15 protein-coding genes are annotated in these 12,858 nt (G+C 31.9%); all 15 read right to left on the minus strand.

Going from position 1 to position 12,858, the window contains the following annotated elements; all coding sequences use genetic code 11:
• Positions 1 to 111: 111 nt before the first annotated feature.
• Entirely contained in the window at positions 112 to 654 is a 543-nt protein-coding gene (locus ABC228_RS03700; protein WP_345823732.1) for a hypothetical protein, read from the minus strand.
• Positions 655 to 953: 299 nt separating this feature from the next.
• A complete protein-coding gene (locus ABC228_RS03705; RefSeq protein WP_345823733.1) occupies positions 954 to 2,420 on the minus strand; it encodes an ATP-binding cassette domain-containing protein in 1,467 nt (488 codons plus the stop codon).
• 117 nt (positions 2,421 to 2,537) lie between these two features.
• The gene (locus tag ABC228_RS03710; RefSeq protein ID WP_345823734.1) at positions 2,538 to 2,858 is read right to left on the minus strand and encodes a hypothetical protein; all 321 of its coding nucleotides are present in this window, start codon (positions 2,856 to 2,858) and stop codon (positions 2,538 to 2,540) included.
• Between the two features lie 547 nt (positions 2,859 to 3,405).
• On the minus strand, positions 3,406 to 3,570 hold the full coding sequence (locus tag ABC228_RS03715; RefSeq protein WP_345823735.1) for a hypothetical protein: 165 nt from the start codon (positions 3,568 to 3,570) through the stop codon (positions 3,406 to 3,408).
• A gap of 41 nt (positions 3,571 to 3,611) precedes the next feature.
• Positions 3,612 to 4,025, minus strand: coding sequence for a hypothetical protein (locus tag ABC228_RS03720; protein ID WP_345823736.1), 414 nt, complete (start codon positions 4,023 to 4,025; stop codon positions 3,612 to 3,614).
• Between the two features lie 176 nt (positions 4,026 to 4,201).
• A complete protein-coding gene (locus ABC228_RS03725; protein WP_345823737.1) occupies positions 4,202 to 4,780 on the minus strand; it encodes a hypothetical protein in 579 nt (192 codons plus the stop codon).
• A 205-nt stretch (positions 4,781 to 4,985) separates the two neighbouring features.
• Positions 4,986 to 5,546 (minus strand): class I SAM-dependent methyltransferase, encoded by a 561-nt coding sequence (locus ABC228_RS03730; protein WP_345823738.1) that lies wholly within the window; start codon positions 5,544 to 5,546, stop codon positions 4,986 to 4,988.
• Positions 5,547 to 5,572: 26 nt separating this feature from the next.
• The gene (locus ABC228_RS03735) at positions 5,573 to 6,472 is read right to left on the minus strand and encodes an NAD(P)/FAD-dependent oxidoreductase (RefSeq protein WP_345823739.1); all 900 of its coding nucleotides are present in this window, start codon (positions 6,470 to 6,472) and stop codon (positions 5,573 to 5,575) included.
• Between the two features lie 71 nt (positions 6,473 to 6,543).
• Positions 6,544 to 6,975: an Rrf2 family transcriptional regulator gene (locus ABC228_RS03740; RefSeq protein WP_345823740.1), complete on the minus strand. Its 432-nt coding sequence runs from the start codon at positions 6,973 to 6,975 to the stop codon at positions 6,544 to 6,546.
• Positions 6,976 to 7,084: 109 nt separating this feature from the next.
• Positions 7,085 to 7,546, minus strand: coding sequence for a GNAT family N-acetyltransferase (locus ABC228_RS03745; protein WP_345823741.1), 462 nt, complete (start codon positions 7,544 to 7,546; stop codon positions 7,085 to 7,087).
• Between the two features lie 59 nt (positions 7,547 to 7,605).
• A complete protein-coding gene (locus ABC228_RS03750; protein WP_345823742.1) occupies positions 7,606 to 8,085 on the minus strand; it encodes a GNAT family N-acetyltransferase in 480 nt (159 codons plus the stop codon).
• Between the two features lie 45 nt (positions 8,086 to 8,130).
• On the minus strand, positions 8,131 to 8,931 hold the full coding sequence (locus ABC228_RS03755) for an aminoglycoside adenylyltransferase domain-containing protein (RefSeq protein ID WP_345823743.1): 801 nt from the start codon (positions 8,929 to 8,931) through the stop codon (positions 8,131 to 8,133).
• 414 nt (positions 8,932 to 9,345) lie between these two features.
• The gene (locus tag ABC228_RS03760) at positions 9,346 to 10,320 is read right to left on the minus strand and encodes a phosphotransferase enzyme family protein (protein ID WP_345823744.1); all 975 of its coding nucleotides are present in this window, start codon (positions 10,318 to 10,320) and stop codon (positions 9,346 to 9,348) included.
• A gap of 369 nt (positions 10,321 to 10,689) precedes the next feature.
• Positions 10,690 to 11,385 (minus strand): DinB family protein, encoded by a 696-nt coding sequence (locus ABC228_RS03765; protein ID WP_345823745.1) that lies wholly within the window; start codon positions 11,383 to 11,385, stop codon positions 10,690 to 10,692.
• A 375-nt stretch (positions 11,386 to 11,760) separates the two neighbouring features.
• Complete coding sequence (locus tag ABC228_RS03770) at positions 11,761 to 12,696, minus strand: L-lactate dehydrogenase (RefSeq protein WP_345823746.1); 936 nt, start codon at positions 12,694 to 12,696, stop codon at positions 11,761 to 11,763.
• Positions 12,697 to 12,858 lie beyond the last annotated feature (162 nt).

Below are 12,858 nucleotides of genomic sequence, written 5' to 3' on the forward strand. Positions count from 1 at the left end.
ATTATTACTTATTCCTATTAACTAAACAATCTATTTGTACATGTATAATCGAAATCTATTATTATCATAGTAAGTTTGTTATAGAAGTAATTTTCCTTACTTCAAATGATCTTAGTATCTGTTCATAGTATCTCGTAATTCGTTAAATGCACTTTCTAGTGTTGTATCGTCTAATTGGTTCTCCTTCATCTTTTCAAACACTACATTGGTGATTTCTACAATTTGTTTTAATTTCTCTTGTTCGATTTGAGAATCTGTTAGCTCTAAAAAATGCTTAGCATATTCTTGTGCTGTTGTTGTAATATGTAATTCGTATGTATATTTATCAGTTAATCCAACTTGCTCTTTGTTCTCACGGTTTAATGATGCTACATAACTATTAATATATTCATCTACTGAATCATACTCAGATACTGGCATAATATTTGAGTTGTTTTTAGCTAATTCTTCGATTTCGTTTTGCCAATCAATTCCAACGGGTACCTTGTCGGACACAGTACTTTCTTTCTTCATTTCTTCTTTGTGCTGCATAGTATCAGCATTTGAAATCACACTAGCACTTGAATGCTTCACGTTGATTTGTTTGTAACTTAGCAAGTAAATTGCAGCAATAAACACAATAACACTTGCAAATATAACATAGGTTTTTTTCATAAGTATAACTCCTTTTCCATTTGCTTGAAAAATACTAACTTAATCAACAAATAGTATTGGCAAACGAAATATTATCTTGCAATTTCATTAATAAAAAAAATTAAAGGTTCCCCCGTATGTAACTTAACTCTAGTGCTACATTTTCTAATGCTTCAATTAATCTTTTAATCTGAAAACCGATAAATACTAAAGAACAAGCTATAATGAGTATCATGATTATTTTTATCACTTCGTTAGTTCCATTATATTCCATCTCGTGAGTTTTTGTAGTTATTCTAGCAAATTTAGTTATACTAGATTTAATATGGTATCAATTTTATCTTATTGGTAGCGATTTCATTAACGTAATTTTCATTATGATCAACTCCAATCATGGTTGGAAGATTCCCTTTAATGGCATCTATCAACTGATTTATTACCATCATATCCAAGTAGTTGGTCACTTCATCCCAAACCAATAAAGCTTTTTCCCCTAATAATGACTGTGCTAATAATGCTATTTTCTGTTCACCTGCACTCCAATTATTCGATGATAAATCAGAAAATCTTGAACGTTTGATACCTAATTGATGTAGAAGATGCCAATATTCTTCTTTTTCTTTGGAAGAAAAACCATTTAAAAAGGATTTATAACTGATTTCCATTTGCTTGTTCTGGTTCATGATAGATAGTTTCTCAGGAAGGTTTATGTGATAGGCTCCAGTTGTCTCTAGCTTTTCCTTTCCAAGTATGAAATTTAATAAAGTGGTTTTACCAGCACCATTTTTCCCTTCAATAAAGAAGCGATCATTTGGATACATATCAATATCGATAGGTTCAAAGAGTGGTCTGCCTTCTCGTAAAATAGTAAAGTTTCGGAAGAATAAGACCGACTTTCTAGGTTGTTCAACTTTCATATTTAGTTCTACTATATTCTCGGAATTTTGTAGTAGATTTCTTTTTTCTTCAATCATTTCTTCTGTTCTTTTCTTAATAGCTTTTGCTCGCTTCATTTGTTTCGCAGCTAATCGCCTTTCAGCCGCATCTTTTGTACTATTTTCTCTTTTTAATCCCCATTTTCCAACCTGTCTTGAAACATCATGAAGTCTATTAATCTCTGCTTTAAGCTTTGAGTTCTTTTCCTGCGCGAATTCATCTGCATTTGCTTTTTCATATTTCCAAGTATCAACATTGCCAGAAATAAGATCAATTGATTCCTTATTGATTGCTAGTATATGGTCGACAAATTGATTCAAAAAAGACTCGTCATGGCTAATTACGATAAAGCCATTCTTATTTTGTAAGTATTTACCGACAATTTGCCTTCCATGTAAATCCAAGTTATTCGTCGGTTCATCGATTAATGGGAATGAACTATCATCCAAAAACAGCTCAATAAGTAGCAGCTTTGTTTGTTCCCCTCCACTCAAATTATGAAAGCTTTTATATAATAAGTCCTGACTTAATTCCATAAAAGCTAGCTCACGCTCAATTTGCCAGATTTCTATATTCGGATTATGTTTTCGTAATATTTCTAAAGCGGTTAGATCCTCTTGAACACTTGGATATAATGGAAAGTACTTGAAATTAAGCGCAGATTGAATGGTACCTTCGTATTCCAATTGATTTAAAAGAATTTTAAAAAATGTTGTTTTCCCTCTTCCGTTACGTCCAAGAAGTCCTAACTTCCAATTTTCATTGATATTAAGATTCACCTTGTTAAATAGTGGGTCGATCATTGACATATATTGAAACGTCATTTCTTTAATAAGAATATTTCCTGACATTTCTTCTCCCTCCTTTTGAAATGATTAGGAAAAAGAATAGTAATGGTTAAATATGTAACATAACAAAGTAATTATATATTAAGTATCTATTCAATAGTTCCTATCCGAGTAATACTCCTATTGCCCTTCGGTAGCTGAGATGTGAAATCCTTCTTTAAATGTTGTAACCGCAACCCTTTTTCCATCTTTTTCAAATATCCGTTTAGAGCCTAATCTATCTATTTCTTTCCACCCAAATAACTTTACCTGATTAACATATATACTATTAATTCCAATATAACTATAGATAATATGATTATTTGAACGTTCCTCATCTACCTTTGCATTAATTGGTATAGGGAAATTATGTACAGAAGCTTGTTTAAGAGTTCCAAATGCTAAAATTAAAACAATTACAAAAACTATGCTCGTAATGATTAATAGTTTTTTAGGTTTCATTTTCCTATCTCCTTCTAATTATGAGGTAGAGGGTATAACGATTTTTCTGTCTAAAAGTCTTAGTAAATGCTATTTTCATTTTATATTATAACCGGGATGTATTTTTTACATCAGTTCACCAGGCCTCCATTTGTGATTTTTAGTCTATCACTTTTTAAGTATTCTCATCAGAATCTCGTCGATCGCCCAAAAGAATAAAGTAATTATTGAACCAAAAACAAATTCTTCGTCAATTTAAATTTTCTATTGCAGTTGTTACACCTTTGCAATCCTCAAAACCTCCTAAAAACTTATTCATGATTTTAGAGGGATATCTAAATACTTTATATATTTGTTTGGAGAGCTCTCTCGATATACTCTTACAAAATTTACGTTAAATGTCGGAAATGGAAACAATTCTATCTCAGCTAGCTTGGCCATGTTTGCTAGATCTATTTGGTTTAGCCCATAGCTCGTTTTACCTAAAGTCATATGAGGTACAAAACGTTCTAATTCAAAATATTTATTTACCAATTCAATAGGTGGGTCTACTTTTTTTACGATATAATTATGTAGAAGGTTTAGCTCGTTTGAAAGTTAATCCGCCTTGAGCTTTTAATGTTATATGTGGCTCTACGACATCATGAATGGAATTATTTGTCCACTTGTTGCGGAATGCTATAATTTTCATGCTATATTCTTCAGATGGTACGATTCCTATGAAATACTGCAATTATTACCCTCCACTCACTTCATGTTTTATTAATAACAGATTTACTTTTGTTCTAAATCAATATTCTCCTCAAATACATTTCCGCTGACAGTTTCCCACTTTACGGTAATTGATATATCATCCACATTATTTCGGAAGGTATCAACATCCTCGTGAGGGGGATTCAAAATCCCTATACTAAAGATTGTGTCATCCTGATTTATATTTTCCATGGACCCTGAGTGTCCTATAGTAAAAATTTCTGGGAATTTTATTACATATTCAATACTTACTAATTGTTCATCACCTAAATATTCAATGTAGCCTTCCCCATTCTCTACAGTATCACTGATTTTATAGGTTATTTCACCTTTCCAATGCTGACTATCTCCCTCAATACGTACCATGCCTATAAATACACAACCTGAAACCAACAATATAATCAATAGTAGAATAATTGTTTTACAAATTTTCATAGTTAAACCATCCTTATACCCATAATTTCCAGTTACTTTATTGCCTATGATTTATACTAACATAATATTCGGATAATAATAACGAGAATTGTGGCAAGAGTAGCAAAACAATTTGCTAGAAATTGAATATGAAGTTAATTTATCCGACGAAATTAACGAACGAACAATCCAACCTACTAATTGATTTCTTCTTGGGACCATTCATAAAATGATTCATATAACATAAATGATTTCATGATCTCTCCTTTTAAGTTGTTAAATTTTATTCTCAATGCTTTCCTGGATGCTGCTGTCTCATTTATAAGATCGGTAATGGATTTCTCAACTCGCAACAGACTACCTATAGTAGCTACTAAATACTCTCTCGATTCACTAGAATATTCTTGGTCAGCAACAAGGTTTAGTAATGTGTCTCTGGCATTTTCAACTTCAAATAACATGGTACTTAAATCCTGTTTATTCATTGGAACAGGCTTCTTACTAACTAACCAATCTTGTTCTAAAATTGGTAGCACAGAGCGGGTTTTATCTACGGTTAAATCTATTGGATTTTCCGAAGTATTTTCACTTAAATCTTGTTCAACTACTTCTTTAAAATTGGTTATGTCCCTAACATATTGATTAACCACTACTGAATCAGGATTATATAGATAGCTTTTTTTAATACTAAAGAATGAATAAGGATAAAACCAAGTCATTACTAGAATTATAAATAATATACTTAGAGAAAAAACTAGGATTCTTTTTTTAGGCATCAGATCATATACTCCCCCATTTTATTAAAAAAATGTTACGATGTAGAACGAAACTTTTTTATATATTATTTTTATCATAATATTCCAATTTATAATGATTTTATATAAAAAAAAAAGACTTTCTGATTTAGAAAGTCTTCTTATACGTCCACAAATTTATGGTTAACTTTTTTATTTTGAAAATCATTCACTAGCATAATTAGAGTTATTTTTTAGCAATGATAATGTACACACCTTTTGTTGGAAATATTTTTTCTATGACATGAAATCCTGCCTTCAATATCTCTTGCTCCATAGTTGTAGAGGAAATTCTAGGGTGCGGTTCTTCATAGGGTTCATTCTTTTCGAATTCAACACAAACGAAATGTCCATTTTTCTTTAACACTTGATTAATTTTCTCGAGTGCTATAGACAATTCCATAACCTCATGTAATACAAAGGAAGCTAGTGAAATGTCTATTGTACTATTTTCTAGTGGAATATTGTCAATGCTTGCTTCCAGCGTTACTAAATTTCCTATGTTTTCTTGTTTTGCCTTCGATTTAATTATTTCAAGCATTGTAGAATTTATATCTAATGCATAAACTACCCCTTCTACATACTTAGCTGCTGGAATAGTAATATAGCCTGAACCAGCTCCTAAATCTAATATGTTATCATCTTTTTTAATAGGTATTAATTGTAGAAGTTGCTCTGGTGGTATGTCGCCTCTTTTATTTGGATTTTCAAGAAATTTAACTATTTTTTTAAATCGTTTTTTCTCCATTTATATTCCCCTTTTGCTTTTGGTCATTAAAATTCTTCTTGAACGAAATCACCTACTACTGCAGCTGCAGTTTTACTACCATCTGCCGCAGCAATAATTAATTGGGCAGGTACTTGCATCGTATTATCACCACAAGCATAAACCCCTTCTATATTGGTTCGTCCAAAACTATCAACTTCAATTCCACCCATCTTATTCATAGCGCAACCTAATTTTTCGGGTAATGTAGATGCCTGTCTCAAACCAGTCGTGACAAATCCACCTTGCCTTGTAATCTCTTTTCCGTTTTTAAACCTAACCTTTTGTAGTAATCCATCCTGACCCAAAAATGTTTCAATTTCTTCTTCCATAATTGTTATATTCTTATTTGTGATTAACTCCTTCTGCTCTATTGAGAATAAAGATTTCCCATTTGTACATACAACAAGATTACTACTCCAGTTTGAGATCATTTTTGTCATGTGAAAAGCACGCTCATCCTCTGAGATAACTAATAATGGTAGATCTTTTAATTCCCAACCATCACAAAATGGACAACTAAATAAACTCTTACCATAATAGTTATGAATTCCTTCTATATCAGGAAGAACATCTGTAAGACCTGTCGATAATATCACCTTTCTTGAACGATATAATTGTCCATTATTGGTATGAATCGCTATAAAATGTCTTTCTTTCGAAATATCAATTACTCGTTCATGGTGTATGGTTATATTTGGGTACCTTTTTAATTCTTCTTTAGCAATTTGCTTAAATTCTGAGGGCTTAATACGGTCTCTTGTGATAAAACCATGGGATTCATAAGTTACAGCATTCCGCGGTTTATCTTCATCAAATAACAGAACATTTTTCTTTGCTCTTCCAAGTACAAGTGCAGCATTTAAACCAGATGGACCTCCACCAATAATGACACAATCGTATAACATGTAATCTTCCTCTCTTTATCAAGTACATTAAAGACTCTTAATATCTATAATAGGAGTAAAAAAATTTGTTTTTAATCACAGCTTTTTTGTTTTTTTGTTAATTCAATTTCCTTTGCAATATCCATAATATATTGATTTGCTAATTGATCTGTCATCTCTTTTTCTGCGTCAATCATCACATTTTCTATTAGACAGTCTTCATTATGAAAGTTTTCATGTTCCAGTGAACAACTGAATAAAGTAGTTTTTCCTTCAATGGCGTGAATAACATCTAAAAAGGAAATTTCGCTAGCTTTTTTCGCAATACTGTATCCTCCCTTTACACCTGGAGTAGATTCAATCAATCCTGCTTTTACAAGTTTTGTTAATATTTTTGATAGATACGTCGGTGAGAGGTCTTGAATGCTTGCTAATTGTTCAACTCCTACTGACTTTCCTTTTGACGTTAAAGTTAAATATACCATTGTGTGCAAGGCATAATTAGTAGCTCTAGAATATTTCATTACCGTGCTCCTTTATACATATTAAAGACCTTTGATGTCTATAATTGATTCTATACTAATTGAATGTAATACACAAGACTTTAGAATTTCAAATTCAAAGAAACTTTAATTATGATGGGAAATATTCCATTGGCTCCGTACACGGAATATACCCATTCTTCTTATAGTAGTTGACAGACTCGTCACTTGCCCATACAATCACAAACTCATAATTATTTTCCTTAATCCATTTATTGATTGAGCTTAATAATTTACTACCAATACCCTTATTTCTATATTCTGGGATGGTATAGACATTAGTCATGTAAGTAAATGGATATGTCTTTCTGCCCGGGCGAGGTACCTTATAGATCAACTCAATAAAAATATGTGATACCACTCGTTCTTTTTCTTCTGCTACCCAAATGAACCATTGATTTCCTTTAAGGGCATTTTCTAAAAAAGCCTGACATTCCGAGGCAAAATCATTGAACGATGCTTCTTTCTTACTTTCATCATGTTCAATAGTAAAGTCCCATCTCATTTGAATTAATTGTTTTATGTCTTTTACTTCAGCTAGTCTAATATTCATTCTGATTACTCCTCATTTTTTCATTTGACTATAACCTGAAAATATTCCTATAAGTAAAGCTATTTCAATCGTTTACTAAGAATGAATTGCTCACCAATAGCTCCGATTTTTCTTCTTCCTGTATCCTGAAATCCAACCTTTACATACAAGTCTTGTGCTGGAGTATTTTTGTGATTTACTGCTAATACGATTTCATTACAGGTTGGAAACTCTGTTGCGACAAACTTATCCAAATAACTCATTGCTTTTTTTGCATAGCCTTTACCTTGCTGATTATGATTAATGGACAATGAAGTTAATAGCATAGCTTTTGGGTTATCTGTGTAATCGTTCACGCGATTCGTATTATGCAATAGAAAGAATCCAACCGGATCATTTCCGCATAAAATAACAACCCTAAACTGTCCGGTTGCTACCTCCATATAATTACTAGGTAAAGAAGTGAATTTGGCTTGTTCTTCTGGTAGTTTGAAAGTATGTAATTTATCTATATATTCCGGTGTAAAATGTTTTAATTCAATATGATCGATCTTATCCAACTAAAATTCCCCCATTTGTTTTGGACAGTATTCTGTATCAAAGGCTTATTTAAATAACGAGTTACACTCTCGTATCAAATAATCAATATAGTCTAGGGCATCCTTTCGCCTTTTGAATATGGAAATGTAATGCGACTTCTTATTGCCTTTTCGTAATCTTAAAGACTCTTGAATTATCTTATGCCACCTTTGTGGTACATTTTTTAATGCATATTCTCCTGCACCTACTTTAGATGTGATATCTTTTTCTTTGAATGTATAGTAGAGTCTCGATACTCCCAACACCCCCCACTCTAACGTATCTAAACTAACAAATAAGCTTAAATATTGGCGTGATAATGTCTTCTTACACCCATTTAACCAATTAACCCAATATGTATTTAGATTATTTCTCATATTACGTAGTAAGATTTCCCAATCAACATCGAAAGTCAGACTTTCATTTTCTTTCCCTTTTATTCGGATACCATATGTCTTTAATTGAAAGGCATCAATTGAGTGATTATTAAATTTTCCGTATCCATGAAACTCTCCTTCATTAAAACGAAGGGTTTTATTTCCGCTGAAGGAATCACTTCCATCAGCAATAATATAAATACCATCTAGAATCAATTTAGGAAACTGCTTTTGCATGCTCCTGTGAATTTCTAGTAGCGAATTCACTTCTTGTTCTGAAGCATCGTGAACTAATATCGCTACAAAATCAATATCACTAATCCCACGGTTATATTCTCCTAGTGATGTCGAACCATATATATAATAAGAATCAAGCAATTTAGGTAATTTCGATTCCATGTTTTCAAAATATTTTTCTAGAACATGATTAATTTCTATTGGGATATTCATCCTTTGAATTTTCCCCTTCCCTATGTAAGAGTATTATTAGTTGCTTAGAATTCCATAATAAACGAGGTCTTCATATCGTCCCTCTTTCCTAACATGTTCCTTTAGTATCCCTTCCTTTTCCATGCCTAATTTTTCCTACAGCTAAGTTTACCTAGTTTAATAATATCAGTAATTTTAAATACTATCATAATTTTCCAACACCTTATGTAAAAACAGCAAAAAAAGGCGAATTGTATCATCGCCTTATGGATTTCCCTTTCATTAATCAAGTCATATTCAAACCACTCGATTTAACACAGGTGAAATTGATACCCCATTTTTAACGGAATCCCAATCAATAAATGGTAACTGTTCGTTCCAGTCTGAATTTTTTCTATCAATATGAAAAGGTAATTTTCTAATTCATCAGGGCTATTAATCTAATACAATATTATATCGTCTTATAAAATCTTTTACGCGCGGAATACTCTTTTCAATAAAGCTTTGAGGCTCATCGCTGACTAGAAGAATGTAGTTCATAAAATTAACTCTTCTAGCTGTCATTAATAAATCCAAATCATAATCTGTAAACGAAGGTGGTGGACAAACCATTTCGTAGCCTTTTAAGAACAAGTTTTTTACTTCTTTGAGGTTAAAATCTTCTTCGTAATCATAGTAATATAGCATTATTGCAATATCATGAACTGGCAAACCAAGTAATGCATCCTCAAAATCCAGTATTCTTAATTCATCTCGTAAAACCTTAATATTCCATGGATTTAGATCAGCATGAATTAATAGGAGCTGATTCTCATTTTCTTTATAATAATTCGACAAGGCTTCATCTAAAAATGGAATGATCTTATCCATTAAGTCAAAGTACTCCTGTGAAAGAATACTTTCATAATTTTCATTTCGGTAAACTGCTTCTTCACCAGCATAAAAAAATACTTTGTTCCACTTTTTAGGTGAGATATTAGGAGGGATAGATACGCCTTTCATAGTTTGATGTAGTTTTGCTGTTAGTTCTCCCAACTTGATAAATAGACTTTCCGTTTCATTATTATGTAAGTCCTCTCCTTCTAGCCATGAAAATAAGGCAACGCGTCTTGGCTTCGAATGGTTAGGAGTTACAATTTGTTGAATGTATTTTCCATCCTTTGCTTGGATCATAGTAGGAATCAATAAATCACTATTCTCCGTTAAATATTTTAGAAAAAACACTTCTACTAAATTATCATCTATTGAACTAGACTCTTCTTGATACACTTTAAGTACATATAAATTTTGTTGATGATCCTCTACTTTGTAGAAGTCGTTTGTCTCCTCAATAAGGAACGATACAGATTTAACCTGCAAATCATATTTTTGTAATGCGATATCTACTAATTCGTTATCTTTGTTATTCATACGAGTTTCTTCCACATCTATCAACCCCAATTAACTTATTTTATTTCTTGCTAACAAAAGTACTGTCTTCTGAACTATTTCCAAACAAGAGGTAACTATATGTAGGTTTAGCTTGTGGTGTAATCCTTAGTGGTATTGTTCATGAATAGATGGAAATAGTAATTCGTGCATCTGTTCTTCCGCCACTTACGGTAGTATAATCTGAGGAAGAAAATTAAACAGTTATATTATTCTAACATAGATATTTAGAACTTATGTTAATAATGGAATTTTATGTTATCAACCAACTAAAGAGCTGCAATCAGTATTTTCTTGCTTATTTCTAATTCGTTAATTTATTTTCTGGTTAAATTTCCTTTTATTTTTCTATTAATCTAGCTTCTTTTGAAGTCTTTCTTTAATGCGGATACTTTTGTTTAAATGTAAGAAATTATGCCTTGTGGCAGGCATCAAGATTAATCCAGCAATATTCTTTTTACTCCAATAATCAGCCAACCACTTTGATTTTTCCATAACAGCATTTTCTTCAAATAATCGTCTAATCCTATCCGCATTAATCTTCATTATAAATTGACCTGGCTTCAATGAAGTGATGATTTCTCTTGTTCTCCTCCCAACTGCTGCTCTATAGGCTAATAAGGAATTAATATCAATATTTCTACTTAAATCGGCAATTTCCTCTTCCTGCATGTCATTTCCAGAATGAGTAAGCGGAACATTCATTTTCGTAAGCCAGTCTTCAGAAAATAATACTTGATTTCTATCTGACACTAAAACATTCATCGTCATATCTTCAATACGAGCTATATGCCATAAATGCCATGCAATTGAATTGTTGGTATCAGGATTGGGTACTGGGTATTGTCTAAACAATCTTTCATGCAAGCCTTTAAGCAATTTATCCTCAAGTGTAGTGTAATTTGTTTGACTTATAGACGAAGCATGCAGTAATAAGTGATGGGATAGAAATAACTGAATAACTTCATTATGAGCTTCTGGTCTAACGAGTATTTGCTTTAATTTCTTATGATTATCATTCCAAGTTCTGCGTTCGTTCATATCCATTTCATAATTCACTCCTATAAAATGTATTTCTATTAATCAAAGACCATTTATTTCTATGTTCTTTATTAGAAGTAGATTAGCAATTACATTCTTAACGGTTAAAAAATTTTACTTCACTTTAGTAATATTATACCTATAATTTATACCCTACATATAGGGATTGCTGCTACTGGTAGTATTTTACTTTCATATTAATATAAATTTCCTTGAACTTTTGCAAAAGTTTGATGCGGTAATCATACTTTGTATGACAGAGCTTATAAGGAATTTGTCTATTGTACCCTGGCTATAAAAAATGAGGGCTTTTACTACTAATGCTGAAATAGCAAGATTATCAAATGGGTTAATGTTTAAACTAGCAATATATCCGCTCCTTTAGATGAATTTGTTAGAATCCTGAATGTCTTTTAATGTTTGTACAGATTTAGCTAGCTTGCTCTTCTCCTCATCAGTTAATGTTAACTCAACAATACTCTTAACTCCAGATCTATCTATTACAGCTGGAATGCCAATATATACATCATGATATCCGTATTCACCTTCTAACAATGTCCCTACTGGTAATACAACATTTTCATTTCGTAAAATTGCTTTTGTTATTCTTACTAACCCCATTGCAATACCGTAATACGTAGCACCTTTTGCATTGATCACTTCATATGCTGCATCACGAACATGGAAAGCTATTTCTTCTTTTCGCTCATCTGATAATCTATTTGATATTGGTGTACCTGCGATATTTGCAGAACTCCAAACAGGTAATTGTGAGTCACCATGTTCTCCAATAATATACCCATGAACACTTACCGCTGCAGTATCAAATTCCTCACCTAATAAATATTTGAATCTTGCAGAGTCCAATACGGTTCCAGAACCGATTACTCTTTCTTTTGGTAAGCCAGAGAATTTCCAAGTTGCATAAGATAGTATATCGACAGGATTTGTTGCAACGATGAAAATACCATTAAATCCAGAATCCATAATACGATTAACAATGGATTTGAAGATGTGAATATTCTTATTGACAAGATCTAGTCTTGTTTCTCCAGGTTTTTGTGCTGCGCCCGCACAAATCACAACAAGTGCTGCATCCTTACAATCTTCAAATGAACCATAGCTAATTTTCATGGCAGTTGGTGCATAGGCAATACCATGGTTTAAATCCATTACGTCCCCTTTTGCTTTTTCTTCATTTAGATCTACAATTATTAAATCATCACATATACCTTGATTTAATAATGCATAGGAATAGCTTGAACCAACTGCTCCATTTCCCACTAATACAATTTTATTACCTAATGTTAAATTCATTACTGGAACCCCCAATAGCTGTAATCAGATTTTGTGAATAATTTCACATATTAATTTTAAAAAATAACGTTTCAATATTACTAATTGTCTTACATTCTCTTATCGCATACCTTTATGTGAATCATTTCACAATTTAAAGATACTAGAGAATGTAATTAATTG

The sequence above is a fragment of the Ornithinibacillus xuwenensis genome, from assembly GCF_039614845.1.
GTDB classification, from domain to species: Bacteria; Bacillota; Bacilli; order Bacillales; family Amphibacillaceae; genus Ornithinibacillus; species Ornithinibacillus xuwenensis.